The sequence below is a fragment of the Pseudogemmobacter sp. TB195 genome (assembly GCF_058313095.1).
The window spans coordinates 1-15497 of the sequence record NZ_JBZEGG010000036.1 but is presented as its reverse complement, the minus strand read 5'-3'; the positions used below and the strand labels follow the sequence as shown (position 1 = coordinate 15497).

The following is a 15497-nucleotide window of genomic DNA, read 5'->3' as shown; positions in this document are numbered from 1 at the left end:
CTGCGGCATCGCCACGACGACCCAAACAACAAAGGAGGCCAAAAGGCAGCCAAGCCATGAAGTGCAATCAACTGGTCGATGCGGGCCGACGCCATTTCCTGCGAGGTGCCCATTTTGTTCCGGCAATTTCATGTTTCGGTTTGCGGCACATCCTACCCGGGGGATGCATGAGGTCCATCCTGCAGTCTCTTGCCCTCAGATTCCCGCGCAACTCTGGCGTAACCGTAGCTTCATGGGCCGAGGTTTCGCCCATGAAATGCCCGCCATTTGTCAGAGCACTGGGACAGGGATGATGGCGAAAAGCAGAAATCGCCCCGCCACCACGACAAGATGAGTATCGTTTTACTCTCAGGGATCACGGTGCATCTGATCAGATCAGGCCGACAAGGTGCAACGCCATCCCGGCAAACGCGGCACCTGCAAGCACCTGGACCATGCCAATCTTTAGCCGGAACACCGCGATCAGTGCCAGAGCCGACAGGGCCGCCGCCATCCAGTCGATCGAGCCCATAACCGGCAGCTGAAGCGATACCGGCCCCGCCTGAACATCCGCCACCTGCCGCCAAATGACGTGAATGGCGAACCACAGCGCCAGGTTCAGGATCACCCCTACCACCGCCGCAGTGACGGCTGACAGCGCGGCAGACAAAGCGCGGTTCGCCCGCACCCCCTCCATGAAGGGTGCTCCGAGGAAGATCCAGGCAAAGCAAGGCGCAAACGTCACCCAGGTGGCGACCAGCCCGCCCACGGTGCCCGCTAGCAGCGGGGCCACCCAGCCCGCCTCGCGCATCGCGCCCATGAAGCCCACGAATTGTAGCACCATAATCAGCGGGCCGGGCGTGGTTTCGGCCATACCCAACCCGTCGAGCATCTCACCGGGTTCGAGCCAGCCATAGGTTCCGACCGCCTCCTGCGCGACCCAGGCCAAGACCGCATAGGCCCCGCCAAAGGTCAGCAACGCCAGTTTTGAGAAATAGGTGGCGATGTCGGTGAAGACACTGCCGGGGGCGAGCATAACCAGCACCCCCACCGGCACCAGCCATAGCGCGATCATGGCCAGACCGGCGCGCAACGCCCCCGCCCGGGCGGCGGGCGGCAGCAAGACCTCTTCGCCCAGCAAGGTTTCAGCATCGGCGACATGCGCCTTGCCCGCCGCACCATGCTCCCCACCGCCGACAAAGGCTGCAAGTCCCGCTTTTGCACCCGCCCAGCCGATCATGGCCGCCACCGCCACGATCAGCGGGAAGGGCGCGCCAAAGGCGAAGATGGCGATGAAGGACGCCGCCGCGATCCCCCGCATCGCGTTGTTCTTCAGCGCTCGACGCCCCACCCGCACCACGGCCTGCAAGACGATGGCCAGCACCGCCGCCTTCAGCCCAAAGAACAGCGCCACGACAAAGCCCACCTCGCCCCAGACCGCATAGATCCAGCTCAGCCCCATGATGGCCAGCATCCCGGGCAGGATGAACAGCCCGCCCGCGATCAGCGCGCCCCGGACCCCATGCATCAGCCAGCCAATATAGGTGGCGAGCTGCTGCGCCTCGGGGCCGGGCAGCAACATGCAGAAATTCAGCGCGTGCAGGAAACGGCCATCGCCCAGCCATTTCTTCTCCTCGACCAGAACACGGTGCATGACGGCGATCTGGCCCGCAGGGCCGCCGAACGAGAGGGCCGCGATGCGCGCCCAGACTCTGGCGGCTTCGCCAATGGTCGGAAAACCGGATGTGGGCGTCATTTCGCTGACTTTCCATGGCTTTGCCAGGTGTGGGTTTCCCCGGTAGCGTCGCGGCACCAGCGGTAGAAGGCGTCATACAGCGCCATCCCCGCCTCCAGCTGCTCCAGATCAGCGACATGCATCCGCGAAAGGCCAAGCGAGGCGGCAATAAGACCGGCGCATTCTGGTGCCAGATCTGGGCGCGCCGTGTCGGCCCCCCGCACGATCGTAGCCAGCCGGTCCAGTGCCGGGATCGACAGGTCAAATTCCGCAATCAGTGTATCGAAGGTGCAGGTCTCGCCGCGATGGCTCCAGAACACGCCGTCGATGTCATAAGGGGCGGCCCCGAAGGTCTCGGCCACTGCCTGAACCTCGGAGGGCGTAACATAGAGAAACACCGCGCGGGGGTCGATGAAGCGGCGGATCAGCCAGGGGCAGGCGATGCGATCAATCTTGGGGCGGGAACGGGTCACCCAGAGACTGCGGCCCGCTCCGTCCGGGCGGGGCAGCTTCGCCGGATCAAAGGTCGGCAGCCCGCCCGCAACCCAGGCGGCATGGCCGCCTTCCAGATATTCGGCGGCCAACCCCTCATGGCGTAGCCAGGCCGCGACACCCTGGCTGCGACCGTGCCCTTCAGCACAGACGACCAGAACCGGTCGACCGGGCGCTTCGCCCCTCAGTTCCCGCGCGAGGTGGGACAGCGCCTCGCGCACAAGCCCGGTTTCGGGCACGGCACGCGCGGTGGCGATCAATCGCGGGTCCGCGTTGCGCAGGGCATCACGGCGCACATCCAGCACGACAGGCGCCTTTGGCGTGCCGATTAGTTTAGACAGTTTTTCGCAGGTCATCGCATCAGGCGCAGGCATGTGCGTTCCCTCCTTGGGTTCAATGGAACGGGATTGGAACGCGAGTTTCAGCTGACGCCTCGTGGGGAGCTCGCGGATCCCCATATGGCGAACATGGCCTTATCACGCAGCAAGATGTCAAGATGGACGCCGTTCGATCTCTTGGACCTGTGATCCGGCAGGGCTGCCGGAACGCCCCTTTTTTGATGATCTTGGTTCTGCAGAAATCTGGCTTTGGCTTGGGGCTTCTGAGCGGTGAGATCGCAGTTGATCCTTTTCCTTCGAAGACCGAGCGGGCCGTGCTGGCTCCAGACCTTTGTTGCCCGGCCAATGCGGCAGGCCAACGGATGCCGCACTCATCGCCCGGCATCGAGGCCCGTGTTGACGCTCTGACGGCCTTGAGGACACCTGGCGCCATCTGTCAGAGCTCGGCACGTCAGCGACTGGTCCAAAGCCCGGAAAAAGCTGCAGACGGGTCCGTCAGACGCTGAACCTAATTTAGAGCCCTGCCGAAGCGCGGAAGCACACGAATATATATCAGTTCGGCAACCAGCTCGACCAATGTCTGCGTCACGATCACGGCCGGAAGCACAGGGATCGCACCCGGAACGGCGAGGGCCAACGGGAGCACCACCAAAGAGTTTCGGGTTGCGATCGAAAAGGACACAGCCCGGCCCGCAGCTGGCTGAAGAACAAAAATGCGTGCGGCACCCCATCCGATGAAGGGGGCCAGAACGGCAAAGGCGATGAAGATCGGCAGGGCTGACAGAGCATGGCGGCTGGCCGCTCCCAGAACCGGAACCGTCGCCGCCACGACCAAGAACAGAACCACCGCCGTCGCCGGAACCGGAAGAACACCAAGCCCGTCACTCACACGCCGCCCCGCCGCGTGTCGAGCGGCCCAGAGCTGAACAGCACCCGCACACATCAGCGGCACCGCGATCAGCCAAACGAAAGCATGGATAAACGGGCCGACATGCACCAGGTCTGCGGCCTCGCTGCCGAGGAACAGGCCAAGGAAAATCGGCAGCAGTGCCATTTGCACCACCAGCAGAAGCGGCGTCGACGACAACAGCAATCGCGCATCGGCCCGCCCGAGGTGGGCGAAAGTAATCACATAGTCGATACAGGGCGTCAGCAGCACCATGAGAATGCCAAGACGCAGCAGGGCATCGTCTATGGCGAGTTGCAGCAACAGGAATACAAGCACCGGAACGGCGATGAAGTTACCGGCGAGAAGGGCGCACAGAAAACGCATCTCCCGGAACCGGCGCCCGATGTCCGGCAAGGGAACCTGCAGAAACGTGACGAACAACATGAAGGCAAGCGCCGGGTTGATCGCGCCTTCCAGTGCGGTTGTGCCTGACACAGTGATACCGGTGATTGCGGCAAGGCCGACAGCCGCGAAGTAAATCCATACTTGTTGGCGTTCCAGAATATCGCGCATAGGGTTTTCCTTGCCGTGGCCAGAGGCGGGCAGTGGTCATATAAATTAAGATATATCAGTGAGTTGTTCGCGTTGGTTTTCCTTCGCACTTGGCTAACAAGGCGATCGCCTCATCACAGTGTTTGCAGTGGCCTTGGCAGCAATCATGCATAAGGAAAGCCACAAGAGATGACAGCTGCGAGAATCGGGCGCTGTAGATGATCGACTTGCCATCGCGCCGGCTCTGGACCAAGCCCGCGTTCTCCAACTCTCTCAGATGAAATGATGTCCGCTGAGGCGAGCCATCCAGGTTTTCAGCGATGGATCCCGACGCCAACCCATCCGCACCCGCAGTGACCAGCATCCGAATGATCCTAAGCCGGGTTTCCTGGGCAATAGCTGCAAACCCACGAAGAGCTTCGCCCTGATTCATTCAAATACTCCCTTTAGTGTTTTATCGTATGATGGGTAAGATTTTGCAAGGATAGATGAAAAGTCGTGTGTCATGTGAATGATGCGATGATCACGTTCGTGACCCGAGCAACTGCGTAGGCCGACGCAATGTCAACCAAGGCGCGTTTTGGTGCAGGTGCCTCCTGGCCGATCCGGCTGCTATCCGCAGTCACCACCGTTACCAAAACAGCTTGAGCCCGGACCCGGCCAGTAGAAGCGCGAGAATGACCCGAAGCCATTTATCAGACAGAAACCGACTGCCGAGCATCGCACCGGCGAGGCCGCCTATGGCAACCGCCACCATCCAGATCGGCGCGGAACCCGATATTTGTGGCCAGAACGCATAGGCCCCGATCAACGCCGCAGCCGAGTTGACCAGGTTATAGATGGCCGTCGTGGCTGCGGTCTGGCGGGCGTCCGCCCAGTTCATCGCGAGGATAATCGGTGCCAGGAAGACGCCGCCGCCGGTGCCGGTTGTTCCGGAGATGAAGCCAATAACCGCACCGGTGATCAGCGCAGGCACGAATGGCGGATGGTCGGGCGCCCGGGTTGTGGTTGTTCCGCGGGTCAGCGCGCTGCGCGCCATCAGCAGGCCTGACAGCATCAAAATGGTGCCTACGAGCGGATAATATGCCCCGGCACCCAGATTCACGGACCCGCCAAGCACTGAGAACGGAAAGCCGAGTAATGCGAAAGGATACAGATTTCGCCAGGAAAGCTGCGCGGCCCTTTGGAACATGAAAGTCCCTATGGCAGCGACCACCAAGTTCAGCGCCAACGCAGTGATCTTCATCTCCAGTGGCGGCAATCCAAGAATGGCCATCAGCGCGATGTAGCCGGTGGCGCCGGCCTGACCCACCGCAGCGTAGATCAGCGCGACCAGGAAGAATGCCAGGATCACTTCAGCTGGTCTTCTGCGAGGTGGCGCAACCATCGGCCACCGCACCGGGAAGGCATAGGCGCCCGCCGCAGCAATCCTCCATGAGGAACCGCAGGAGGCCGTTCAGCGCATCGAACTCGGCGGTATAGAGGATCGATCGGCTTTCGCGGCGAGAGGATACCAGGCCCGCGCGCTCCAGCTCCTTCACATGAAAACTGACGTTGGAGGCGGTGACTCCGGCCTGTTCGGCGATCAGGCCAGCGGCCAGACCCTCCGGCCCCGCCACGACCAGCATCCGCAGGATGCGCAGGCGGGTTTCCTGAGACAGGGCCCCGAAGGACAAGAGCGCTTGACGTTCATCCATTATTTGACGATCCTAGAAGTGTCGAATCAATAGGTATCGCAAATGACGGTCCAAAGCAACATCGGCGCGCCGACCGGCGCGGCCGACCCGAAAGATATCACCATCGGCGAGCTTCTCGAGGCCCTCCGCAACGTCGAGGATCGGCCCCTGGTCTTCACCTATGACGGCCAGGAGGTGCGAACGGGTTTTCACGTCACCGAGGTGAAGGTCGGCCAGTTCCGCGCTCTGGATTGCGGCGGAAACCCCGAGGCCTGGACGGAGATCTTCGTGCAGCTTTGGGACGTCAACGAGGATCGGGCCCATATGCCCGCAGGGCTTTTCACCCGGATCATCGGCAAGGTGATCGATCATGTCTCTCTCGACCCACAGGCGAAACTGACCTTCGAGGTCAGTGATGCGGTAAGGCCGATGCAGCTGCATCGGGCGGCTTACCCCAGCCTCGCGGACGACCGCGTGATCGTTGCACTGTCACCGCGCCCGGCAAGCTGCAAACCGCGCGACCGCTGGCTTGATGACCAGAAGGCCGCTTCGGCCTGCTGCGCACCCGTGGCGAAACAGAGCTGCTGTGGGTGATCCGGGAATGGACGTCATCATCTACCACAATCCGGAATGCGGCACCTCGCGCAACACGCTCGGGCTGATCCGCAATGCCGGTATCGAGCCGCATGTGATCGAGTATCTGAAGACGCCTCCGTCACGCGCGATGCTCATTAGTCTGGTGACGCGGATGGGAATCCCGCTCCGCGCGCTGTTGCGCGAAAAGGGCACGCCCTTCGCGGACTTGGGTCTTGGCGACCCAGCACTGACGGAGGCGCAGATCCTGGACACGATGCTGGAACATCCGATCCTGATCAACCGTCCCATCGTAGTGAGCCCCAAGGGGGTGCGCCTCTGCCGCCCCTCCGAGGCGGTGCTGGATCTCTTACCGCCCCAGCTGGGCGCATTCTCGAAAGAAGACGGCGAGCCGGTGGTCGATGCGAATGGAAATCGCGTCCTGCCGGAAGCGCCCTGAATGGAGTTCATCCCTTATGACGTCCCCTCAACCCACCAGACGGCTGCCCTTTCTGGACCGCTGGCTGACGCTCTGGATCTTCGCGGCCATGGCGCTTGGCATTGCCCTGGGCACCGCCTTTCCCGGGCTGCCGGACGCGCTCAACGGCCTCTCGGTCGGCACGACTAATATCCCGATCGCCATCGGCCTGATCCTGATGATGTATCCGCCCCTGGCCAAGGTCAGGTATGAGGAATTGCCGCGGGTGTTTCAGGATCGCCGGGTGCTGATCCTGTCGCTGATCCAGAACTGGGTCATCGGTCCGGTCCTGATGTTCGCGCTTGCCGTGATCTTCCTGCGCGATCAGCCGGAATACATGACAGGGCTGATCCTGATCGGGCTGGCGCGCTGCATTGCCATGGTGCTGGTCTGGAACCAGCTCGCCCGGGGCGACAGCCAATATGTGGCGGCGCTGGTCGCCTTCAACTCGGTGTTCCAGATCCTGTTCTTCTCGGCCTACGCCTGGTTCTTCCTGTCGGTCCTGCCGCCGCTGTTCGGGCTGGAGGGAAGCGTGATCGACGTGAGCTTCTGGACGATCACCGAGGCGGTGCTGATCTATCTTGGGATCCCGTTCCTGGCCGGTTTTCTGACCCGTCGGATCCTGGTCGGGCGCAAGGGCGAGACCTGGTATGAAACCGTCTTCCTGCCGCGCATCGGCCCGGTCACCCTGGCGGCGCTTCTCTTCACCATCGTGGCGATGTTCAGTCTGAAGGGCGGCGATGTGGTCGCGCTGCCGATGGATGCCCTGCGCATCGCCGTGCCGCTCGCGCTCTACTTCATCATCCAGTTCCTGGTCAGCTTCGCCATGGGCCGGATGATCCAGGCGGATTACCCGCGCACCACCGCCATCGCCTTCACGGCGGCCGGGAACAATTTCGAGCTGGCGATCGCCGTGGCCATCGCCGCCTTCGGCCTTGCCTCTCCCGTGGCCTTTGCGGCCGTGATCGGCCCGCTGGTCGAGGTGCCCGCGCTGATCCTGCTGGTCCATGTCGCCCTCCGGCTCGGTCGGCGCTGGTTCCCGGACGCGCCTCCGGCTGAGGAGGTCCGCGCATGACCGAACTGCCGAACCTGACCGATGCCGTTCAGCTGCCGTCTCTGGCGGGACTGACCGGCCCCGCATCCAGCCACCCGCCCCGCATTCTCCTGCTCTATGGCTCCCTGAGGGAACGGTCCTACAGCCGCTTTCTCACCCAGGAAGCGGAACGGCTGCTGCGACATTTCGGCTGCGAAACGCGGGTGTTCGACCCCAAGGGGCTGCCCTTGCCGGATGAAACCGATGCCGAACACCCGAAGGTGCAGGAACTGCGCGAGCTTTGCCTCTGGTCCGAGGGCCAGGTCTGGACAAGCCCGGAACGCCACGGCGCGATGACCGGCGTCATGAAAAGCCAGATCGACTGGATCCCGCTCTCCATGGGCGCGATCCGTCCGACCCAGGGCCGGACACTGGCGGTCATGCAGGTTTCGGGCGGCAGCCAGAGCTTCAATGCGGTCAATCAGATGCGCATCCTCGGGCGCTGGATGCGGATGCTGACCATCCCGAACCAGTCATCGGTCGCCAAGGCCTATGAGGAGTTCGACGCCGCCGGACGGATGCGGCAATCGCCCTATTACGACCGGGTGGTCGATGTGATGGAAGAGCTGGTAAAGTTCACCCTTCTGACCCGGGACATCTCCGGGCACCTCACCGACCGCTACAGCGAACGCAAAGAGGCGGCGGCCAAATTGCATGACCGCCTGAATCTCGGGGCCGCAACGTGAGGCAAGCCCCGGTCGTGGCCGCCCTGGGCGTCACGCAGATCATCGGATACGGGTCGATCTATTACGCCTATCCGATCCTTGCGCCCGCGATAGCGGCCGAGTTCGGCGCTCAGGAGCCGGTCCTTTTCGGCATCCTGTCTGCGGGCCTTCTCCTTGGCGGGCTGGCCTCTCCGGTGCTCGGTCGTCAAATTGACCGGTTCGGCGGGGCGCAGGTCATGTGCGCGGGCAGCCTGGCGATGGCGCTTCTGAGCCTGCTCATCGCCGGATCCCCGAACATCTATGTATTCGGGGGCCTGACACTTCTGATCGAGCTCCTTAGCTTTGCGGTCCTCTATGATGCCGCGTTTTCGGTGCTGGCCCAGAAGAGGCCCAATGACACGCGGCGCGCGATCACCAATCTGACCCTGATCGCAGGCTTCGCCTCGACGATCTTCTGGCCGGTATCGGGCTGGCTTGTCACAGAGATCGGCTGGCAGGGAACTTACCTCGTCTTTGCGGCACTGCACCTCTTACTGGCGGTGCCCCTGCACAGGTGGATCTCATTGGCACCACGTCCGGCCGAGGAGGCCCGGGTTGAAAGGATGCCGAAGCCAGAGACGAGATATGTCCCTCTTGAGGGCCGAACCGCACGGCGCGCCTTCATCTTTCTTGGGATCGCCTTTGGGCTGACCGGCATGGCGATCTCGGCCCTAGGTGTCCACCTCGTCCTCGCACTTCAGTCGCTCGGTCTCGGCAGCTCGGCCTACCTGATTGCCATGCTGATGGGGCCGGCACAGGTCGCCATTCGGGTGGTGGACGCCACCCTGTGGCGCAACCAGCATCCTCTCCTTGTCGCCATCGTGTCCAGTGCGGCCATCCCCGCGGCGCTCGCCCTCCTGCTCCTGCCGGGGCCGGCAATGATCCTGGCAGTTTGCTTTGCGATCAGTTTTGGCGCGGGTCAGGGCCTGTCGAGCATCGTGCGCGGCGCAGTGCCGGTGGCGTTGTTCGGGACGGCCGGCATGGGGCAGCGGCTGGGGCGCCTGGCTGCCATACGCAGCATGCTCGGAGCGGCGGCACCCTTCCTCTTCTCCTGGATCGCGACAGCACTCTCCATCCAGCTTGCGATCGGGTTCGCGTTGTTGGTCGCAATCACTGGCCTGGTAGCACTAATGTCGCTGCGGCTTGAGCTGCGAATTCGCGCTAACTGATCAAAGGAACGTTAACATCGGTTGGGCCTGCGCTGTGCCGTCCTTTCCAATCACGATAGAAACGACATATGTTTCGCCAGAATGCACCGAGGGCGACCGTTTCGGTGGTGACTTCGTGACCGCCATGCTGCGCTGCCCGTACCGCAGATGCTCCGCAACTCGAAATGCTGCGCCTCGTGCCCAGTGGCCGCTTCGGAGAATGCTGCCGCGCAGCAACAGTGCGGCTCGACTGGCTGGTAAGGGCCGCGCCTAGCGCTGCACAAACGAGCGGCCTCTGTGCTGCGGTCTGCCTGAGTGTCGGCGATGGGCTCCGAGCAACATGCTGCGGCACAGAAACGGGCAGGCTCGCTGCTCTCAGCTGCATCGCTCCCCACGGAAAGCGATCGTGGCCCTTACCAGCCGGTCGAGCCACACCGTTGCTGCATGGCGGCGTTCTCCAGAGATGCCATTCGTAAACTTCACCGTGCCTCTAGCCCTCGGGTCATCGTGCCGCCCTTTGCCCGATAGCACTCTCCAAATTCAGGCATATGTTCGCAAGATTCCACGCCATCTAGATTACCCGTGGCATGGCGGGCTGCATCGTCTCATGCAACTCACGTCCACGGCGACCGATGATTGCGGCGACCGCGTCGGAGCCTAACCCGGCGATCGACTCGCCATTCAAATGACCCGCCCGGAAAAGCGCAAGAATCTCGCCTCGTGTCAGAGGGAAGCCAAGGGCACTCAGCGGCACCGCTTCGGCTGGAAGGCCGAGATCAAGCCGGGTGAGCAACAGCACTGCTGCTTCCTGATCCTCGGCCCGTTCAAGTACGATCGCGGCAATGCGCAGCGCAGACTCCAGCAGGAAACGAGAGCCGTCAGCGTAGCCGCGAATGTCGCCGTGCCCTACCCTGACGAATGCATTAGACGAGTATCGGGCCTCGATATTGTTGGTCGGTTCACCAGCGATCCAGTCGCTCACGATGAGCGCTCGCTTGCACCGGGCATAGAATGCAACATCGCTTTCAGCGCGATGCTGCAACGCGCGGCCCACTCCATGTCCGAAGCGGCCAAGGGCGGCCTGCTGCCACTGCGGCTCACCCCTGCGGGTTTGCGGTGTGTAGTCCTCGTCGCGCTCCGGCAGGCATTCGACGAGTACAAGGAGGGCTTCCAGCGTGGCGTCGGCCGGGTCAACGCGACGCAACAGCTCAACGAGGCGCATCGCCGACTCGAGCGTGAGGGGCGACTCTCCGCAGGCTCTCCCAAGCATCGTCAATCGGAGATTGTCGCCGTCTACCTCGATCAGGCCATCGGCGATCATACGGTCCAACAGCCGCTCCAGTGTCGGGAGCATACGATCACGCCACGCCGGATTCTGGAGGGCGGCGAGATAACCGCCATATGTATTTGCGATCAGGTCGACAACCGCTCCGCGCGGAACATCTCTGACCTGCGTTAGCAAACGGATCACCCAGGTGCCCGGCTGGTTCGGGTTGAACGATGACCGGATAACCTCTGGTTGACCCTGCACATATTGCCGGACAAGTTGATTGCGCTCCATGGGAGTATCGGCGAGCAGGATAGCCTTCCCCTCAACTTCAAACCCCAAGCGACCAGCACGGCCTGCCATGTTCTTGTATTGAGCCACCGTGTACGGCTGCCGCTCGCGGCCAGGAAAATCGGTCTCGGCAATGATGACAGTAGATGCAGGCGTGTTCACTCCCGCTGCAACCGTGCTGGTTGCGACGAGCACTCTGATCTGGCCGTCTTGCCGGCGGAAGCCTCGCTCCACTGCGACACGCTCATCTCGAGTGAGATCGCCGTTGTGGAATGCGATGCCGCCCGCCAGAGCACGTCGAAGGCTCTCGGACATGTGGGAAAGGTCACCTTCGGGCAGCGCATCGATCACGTCTTGCGCTGCCGGAAGCCCAAGCTCGGCAGCGAGGTAGTTTGCGCAGCCGCTCGCCGGGCCACGCGCGTTGCGGAAGACCATGACTTTCTCACCTGCATCGATGAGATGGCGCACCAGCGGTACGATCAGGTCTTGCGACGATTGATTTTGGCCACGCTGGCGGACCGCAAAGCGATCGAGGAATTGGATAGTTTCAGGACCGTTCGGCCCCAAGCGAGTCAATGCACCAGTTCGATCAAGCACGCCTTCCACCAATGGGACCGGCCGATGATCAGTTTGCAGAAGGCCGCAGCCGAGCCAGCGGTCGAAATGGTTGGCCTGACCGATAACCGCACTCAATGTGATGAGCTGCGGAGCAACGCCGCGTTGGCGCGCGCTCACAAGGTTCGTGAGCAATAGTTCAACCACCATGCCGCGACCTGGCTCAGTGATGAACTGCGCCTCGTCGAGCACGACCAGGCCAATCTGATTGAGCATGTACGCGGAGGCGGCCGACATGCTGAGGAACTTCTCGTAGGTGAAGAACGCGATGTCGTATTTGCCGCGCAGGACGGTACCGACCTGATCCTGCCAATCGCCGGAACAACGAGCAATCCGGAGCCCCAGGCGATCCCCGTAGATGGCAGAGAAGTCTTCAAATTTCTCGTTCACGAGCGCCTTGTAGGGCAGCAGGAACACTGCTTTGCGGCCATCCGCGATGGCCTTGAGCGCAGCCAACTCACCGATGAAAGTCTTTCCTGCACTAGTCGGCGCGACGACCATGAGCGAGTTGCCGTCCAGCACCCCTTGTTCGTTGACCGCTTCAATCTGAAGTTCGTTGAGCCCTTGAGGAAAGCGCTCATGCCATGCGTCGACAGCTTCTTGCGGAATACCCGCTTCCGCCAGTTCGCGAATGTCGCCGGTGGTCTGAAAATTGACCCGTTCGGGAAAGGCTTCACGATAGCGGGCACCGATCTGGCCGGGAGGAAGAACGAGATCGCCTTCGGTCTGGCCGAACATGGTTGGCGACTGGATATAGCCAAATCGCCCAGCATTCGCCGTGACAAGGCGAGTAACGCGATCGACGAGCTCAAGCACCCCGAGAGGGGCGTCTGCAGCCACCAAAACGTCAACTACGGCCTTGGTGAAGAGGCCGTGCCGCGATTGGGGATCCTCTAGCGCCTCTTGGTCGGCTGCTGATGCGGCGAACAGGATACGTCCCTGACCTGCCACGTCGACAAGCGGGAAAGCCACTGCGTCACGGGGGACCAGGCCGGCATCGATCACGCGCGCCGGAGCACCGCCACTGAAGCAGCAATCCAGCAGCAGGATGACTGCACGCGCTCTGGTCTCTCGAAAACGCTGAGCGAGCTCGTCCATACCGAGCGTCGTGTTCGGCAGATCGGCTACGTTCGTATCATGCAGAACCAGACGATGGTCTTGCGTGCCGTGTCCGGCGAACCCGAGGATCACCACATCGTCTTCATCCGCGGCACCGAGCGTCGTGTCGAGAACATCGCGCAGCGCGGCCAGTGTCGCGGCATCGTCCGTTATCAGGGGCGCGTGGAGATCGGCAATGCTGTCCGACAGCACCGCCCACAAAGCGGTGGCATCGCGCGAGGCTCCCGTCAGATCACCGATGAAGGGATCCGAATGCCGATCGATGCCGATGAACGCCCCCCGGATCATTGATCAGCCTCGCATCACCTGAAACGACGCGAAACCAGGTTGCTCGGTTTTGTCCAGCGCAACAGCGGCGAATGTCTCCCGCGAGGCGACTTGCTTGTTGCCAACCTTCTCAAACCATACGCACCAAACCGCGGTGCCTTCGATCGACCAACACTCGCCGACCTGCTCAACCGTCATGATCGGTCCGCCCGATTTCAGCTGAACCGTATCGCCCGGCGCAAACACCATGTTTCCCCGCCTCTCGCTCGAATCTTGCATATCGACTCAAAGTTAGGCTGCATTGCTGCATTTTGCGAGATGGCCGGCCAAACGGGCCATGATTTTATACTCTTTTTACCAATCAACACTTTCAATCGTCCAAGTAAAGCCAAGTATCGAGTAGAGGATCTGCAGCAAGCTGGCCCGGTCAGCCGTTCCGGTGCGATGGAAGGACGACCCTCTTTTGCATAGAGCCGGTCGAATTCGGCATTAAGCAAGCGCAGCGCATCGTTGACGACGGCCCGGATCTTGCGCAGCGGATGTCCGCTTTCTCGGTCTTGCTGCGGTCGCGGTGCTGCACCACCCTCAGTCTGCTCTCCGCCCTCCCGCTCATACGCAGAAGACTGATCGCCAAGATCCACAGCCTTGACTTTCGTCGCGGGTTCCACATGTAGTAACGTAACCACAAGCGGAGGCCGCGATGACGATTCATACGATCAGCAGCCGTGAACTGAACCAGGATCTGGCACGGGCAAAACGTGCGGCGCTTGACGGTCCCGTGTTCATCACGGATAGAGGCCGGCCAGCCCATGTCCTGATGAGCTTTGCGCAGTATCAGCAGATGAGCGGCCAGCGCCGCAACATCCTCGATGCGCTTGCGGTGCCAGGACTGTCTGACATCGAGTTCGAGCCGACAAAGGCTGAGATCATGTCCCGACCGGCCGATCTGTCCTGATGTTCCTGCTCGATACCAATGTGATTTCCGAGTTGCGTAAGGCGGGGGATGGCAGATCCGATGCTAATGTCACCGCCTGGCTGGGTAGTCAGGATGCCGGGGCACTGTTCATTTCGGCAATTACGGCGATGGAACTGGATATCGGCGTGCGCCGCATCGAGCTGCGCGACCCGACGCAGGGAGCCATGCTGCGGGCATGGTTCGCAGAACGGGTCCTGCCGGAGTTCCAAGACCGGATTTTGCCGGTAGATACAAGCGTGGCACTGCGATGCGCGGGTCTCCATGTTCCTGATCCGAGATCAGAACGGGACGCGCTGATAGCGGCGACGGGGCTAGTGCATGGTTTCACGGTCGTGACCCGCAACACCGGCGATTTCAAGGACACAGGGGTGATCTTGCTTAACCCTTGGATCAGAGTGTGACTTACAGCCGAAAGACCCTGTTACAGGCCTTTGGGCCAGGCGCAGATCACTTCAGCATCTGTTCAGGGTGCGCCTTCTCCCGGTTCTCGGACGAAATGCAACCGGGATAGAGATTGGCGGGTCCGTAGCCTATCCCATTCTCAACGAAGAAGCCCAATCGCCCGAGCAGCCACGCCCGGTGCCAGCACGAGCCCGCCAGCAGCAGACGCAGCCAGCGTGGCGGTTGGCGGCCCGAATAGCCAGCGAGATACATCTGGTTCAGAAGACCGCTGCGAAGGCGGGTTGCAGTGCAACCCTTACCCATCTTTCCCGACCGGCACGACTGCAAAGCGATCAGCCGTGAGTGAGGTCTCATAGACGGTCTGCCCGTCTTTGGCGTAATTGCTCTCGCCGATCCGCCCCCTCACATGGACGAGGTCGCCGGGTTTCAGGTTCTCCTTCAGCCAGGCGAAACCTGCGGTGCTGCGTTCGAAGAGGGTGACGGTGTTCCAATCCGTGCGCTCCCGCAACTCGCCGCTGTCCTTGTCCTTCCAGCTGTCGGTTGCGGCGATGCTGACCTTCAGGACCTTGCCGCCCCCAAGCTCGGTTCTGCGACCGACATAGCCCTGAATCTGGAATTCCGCGAAGGTGTACAACATATTATCTCTCCTCGTTACGATACTGGTTTGAAGGCTCGCCCTCGAATGGGCGGCTACTTCCCGAGCCGCCTGGCCCTCTCAGCGACCCGAACGATCTGACCGCCGGCGGCCAGATCTGCGGATTTCACGGCGGGGGCATTCTGGGTGATCTGGCGGCCGACCATTTCGCCGGTGCTGAGATTTCCCATTCGCTCGCGGCTCTGCACACCGCGCGTGTTCAGCATCCCACGGGTCATGGCTGCAGTTCCGGCAGCAACAGCCGGCCC

At 62.0% G+C, this 15497-nt stretch carries 16 protein-coding genes and 2 pseudogenes; 7 read left to right on the top strand and 11 right to left on the bottom strand.

Annotated features, from left to right (window positions below; genetic code table 11):
* Nucleotides 1-370: 370 nt before the first annotated feature.
* From chrA to AC4FS3_RS25900, 6 genes are all read right to left on the bottom strand, one after another.
* On the bottom strand, nt 371-1735 hold the full coding sequence (gene chrA, locus AC4FS3_RS25925) for a chromate efflux transporter (RefSeq protein WP_491022906.1): 1365 nt from the start codon (nt 1733-1735) through the stop codon (nt 371-373).
* Nucleotides 1732-2580 carry a chromate resistance protein ChrB domain-containing protein gene (locus AC4FS3_RS25920; protein ID WP_035714857.1) on the bottom strand — a complete coding sequence of 283 codons (849 nt, stop codon included), beginning with the start codon at nt 2578-2580 and terminating at the stop codon, nt 1732-1734. The genes chrA and AC4FS3_RS25920 overlap by 4 nt, the downstream gene beginning before the upstream one ends.
* A gap of 472 nt (nt 2581-3052) precedes the next feature.
* Complete coding sequence (locus AC4FS3_RS25915) at nt 3053-4006, bottom strand: arsenic resistance protein (protein WP_491022905.1); 954 nt, start codon at nt 4004-4006, stop codon at nt 3053-3055.
* 55 nt (nt 4007-4061) lie between these two features.
* Nucleotides 4062-4418, bottom strand: coding sequence for an ArsR/SmtB family transcription factor (locus AC4FS3_RS25910; protein WP_035714858.1), 357 nt, complete (start codon nt 4416-4418; stop codon nt 4062-4064).
* A 198-nt stretch (nt 4419-4616) separates the two neighbouring features.
* Nucleotides 4617-5339 (bottom strand): sulfite exporter TauE/SafE family protein, encoded by a 723-nt coding sequence (locus tag AC4FS3_RS25905; RefSeq protein ID WP_248700133.1) that lies wholly within the window; start codon nt 5337-5339, stop codon nt 4617-4619.
* Nucleotide 5340: 1 nt separating this feature from the next.
* Nucleotides 5341-5682, bottom strand: a complete 342-nt coding sequence (locus AC4FS3_RS25900; RefSeq protein WP_035714861.1) for an ArsR/SmtB family transcription factor — start codon at nt 5680-5682, stop codon at nt 5341-5343.
* A 42-nt stretch (nt 5683-5724) separates the two neighbouring features.
* On the opposite strand from AC4FS3_RS25900, the gene AC4FS3_RS25895 reads away from it, so the two are divergent.
* Genes AC4FS3_RS25895 through AC4FS3_RS25875 form a run of 5 tightly spaced genes read left to right on the top strand, consistent with a single transcriptional unit; the run spans nt 5725 to nt 9678 of the window.
* Entirely contained in the window at nt 5725-6255 is a 531-nt protein-coding gene (locus AC4FS3_RS25895; protein WP_491022904.1) for a DUF6428 family protein, read from the top strand.
* A 7-nt stretch (nt 6256-6262) separates the two neighbouring features.
* Nucleotides 6263-6694 (top strand): arsenate reductase (glutaredoxin), encoded by a 432-nt coding sequence (gene arsC, locus AC4FS3_RS25890; protein ID WP_491022903.1) that lies wholly within the window; start codon nt 6263-6265, stop codon nt 6692-6694.
* A gap of 16 nt (nt 6695-6710) precedes the next feature.
* Nucleotides 6711-7787, top strand: coding sequence for an ACR3 family arsenite efflux transporter (gene arsB, locus AC4FS3_RS25885; RefSeq protein ID WP_491022902.1), 1077 nt, complete (start codon nt 6711-6713; stop codon nt 7785-7787).
* A complete protein-coding gene (arsH, locus tag AC4FS3_RS25880) occupies nt 7784-8491 on the top strand; it encodes an arsenical resistance protein ArsH (RefSeq protein ID WP_491022901.1) in 708 nt (235 codons plus the stop codon). Before arsB ends, arsH begins: the two co-directional genes overlap by 4 nt.
* A complete protein-coding gene (locus AC4FS3_RS25875; RefSeq protein ID WP_491022900.1) occupies nt 8488-9678 on the top strand; it encodes an MFS transporter in 1191 nt (396 codons plus the stop codon). Before arsH ends, AC4FS3_RS25875 begins: the two co-directional genes overlap by 4 nt.
* Before the next feature lie 550 nt (nt 9679-10228).
* Here AC4FS3_RS25875 and AC4FS3_RS25870 read toward each other — a convergent pair.
* The 3 genes and pseudogenes from AC4FS3_RS25870 to AC4FS3_RS25860 all read right to left on the bottom strand — a co-directional run.
* Nucleotides 10229-13237 (bottom strand): DEAD/DEAH box helicase, encoded by a 3009-nt coding sequence (locus AC4FS3_RS25870; protein ID WP_491022899.1) that lies wholly within the window; start codon nt 13235-13237, stop codon nt 10229-10231.
* A 3-nt stretch (nt 13238-13240) separates the two neighbouring features.
* The gene (locus tag AC4FS3_RS25865) at nt 13241-13465 is read right to left on the bottom strand and encodes a YodC family protein (protein ID WP_491022898.1); all 225 of its coding nucleotides are present in this window, start codon (nt 13463-13465) and stop codon (nt 13241-13243) included.
* A gap of 111 nt (nt 13466-13576) precedes the next feature.
* A pseudogene (locus AC4FS3_RS25860) lies at nt 13577-13758 on the bottom strand (transposase); the annotation flags it as partial.
* 158 nt (nt 13759-13916) lie between these two features.
* Here AC4FS3_RS25860 and AC4FS3_RS25855 point away from each other — a divergent pair.
* Both AC4FS3_RS25855 and AC4FS3_RS25850 read left to right on the top strand, forming a co-directional pair.
* A complete protein-coding gene (locus tag AC4FS3_RS25855; protein ID WP_035745633.1) occupies nt 13917-14171 on the top strand; it encodes a type II toxin-antitoxin system Phd/YefM family antitoxin in 255 nt (84 codons plus the stop codon).
* The gene (locus AC4FS3_RS25850) at nt 14171-14593 is read left to right on the top strand and encodes a type II toxin-antitoxin system VapC family toxin (RefSeq protein WP_491022897.1); all 423 of its coding nucleotides are present in this window, start codon (nt 14171-14173) and stop codon (nt 14591-14593) included. The genes AC4FS3_RS25855 and AC4FS3_RS25850 overlap by 1 nt, the downstream gene beginning before the upstream one ends.
* Before the next feature lie 296 nt (nt 14594-14889).
* Here AC4FS3_RS25850 and AC4FS3_RS25845 read toward each other — a convergent pair whose 3' ends face one another.
* Both AC4FS3_RS25845 and AC4FS3_RS25840 read right to left on the bottom strand, forming a co-directional pair.
* Entirely contained in the window at nt 14890-15231 is a 342-nt protein-coding gene (locus AC4FS3_RS25845; RefSeq protein WP_020952590.1) for a single-stranded DNA-binding protein, read from the bottom strand.
* Between the two features lie 53 nt (nt 15232-15284).
* A pseudogene (locus tag AC4FS3_RS25840) lies at nt 15285-15497 on the bottom strand (TrbL/VirB6 family protein); the annotation flags it as partial.

Coding starts and splice junctions, on each gene's coding strand:
- arsH (WP_491022901.1), top strand. CDS start 7,784: ATGACCGAACTGCCGAACCTGACCGATGCCGTTCAGCTGCCGTCTCTG.
- AC4FS3_RS25915 (WP_491022905.1), bottom strand. CDS start 4,006: ATGCGCGATATTCTGGAACGCCAACAAGTATGGATTTACTTCGCGGCT.
- AC4FS3_RS25895 (WP_491022904.1), top strand. CDS start 5,725: ATGACGGTCCAAAGCAACATCGGCGCGCCGACCGGCGCGGCCGACCCG.
- AC4FS3_RS25870 (WP_491022899.1), bottom strand. CDS start 13,237: ATGATCCGGGGGGCGTTCATCGGCATCGATCGGCATTCGGATCCCTTC.
- AC4FS3_RS25910 (WP_035714858.1), bottom strand. CDS start 4,418: ATGAATCAGGGCGAAGCTCTTCGTGGGTTTGCAGCTATTGCCCAGGAA.
- AC4FS3_RS25900 (WP_035714861.1), bottom strand. CDS start 5,682: ATGGATGAACGTCAAGCGCTCTTGTCCTTCGGGGCCCTGTCTCAGGAA.
- AC4FS3_RS25865 (WP_491022898.1), bottom strand. CDS start 13,465: ATGGTGTTTGCGCCGGGCGATACGGTTCAGCTGAAATCGGGCGGACCG.
- chrA (WP_491022906.1), bottom strand. CDS start 1,735: ATGACGCCCACATCCGGTTTTCCGACCATTGGCGAAGCCGCCAGAGTC.
- AC4FS3_RS25850 (WP_491022897.1), top strand. CDS start 14,171: ATGTTCCTGCTCGATACCAATGTGATTTCCGAGTTGCGTAAGGCGGGG.
- AC4FS3_RS25920 (WP_035714857.1), bottom strand. CDS start 2,580: ATGCCTGCGCCTGATGCGATGACCTGCGAAAAACTGTCTAAACTAATC.
- AC4FS3_RS25845 (WP_020952590.1), bottom strand. CDS start 15,231: ATGTTGTACACCTTCGCGGAATTCCAGATTCAGGGCTATGTCGGTCGC.
- arsC (WP_491022903.1), top strand. CDS start 6,263: ATGGACGTCATCATCTACCACAATCCGGAATGCGGCACCTCGCGCAAC.
- arsB (WP_491022902.1), top strand. CDS start 6,711: ATGACGTCCCCTCAACCCACCAGACGGCTGCCCTTTCTGGACCGCTGG.
- AC4FS3_RS25855 (WP_035745633.1), top strand. CDS start 13,917: ATGACGATTCATACGATCAGCAGCCGTGAACTGAACCAGGATCTGGCA.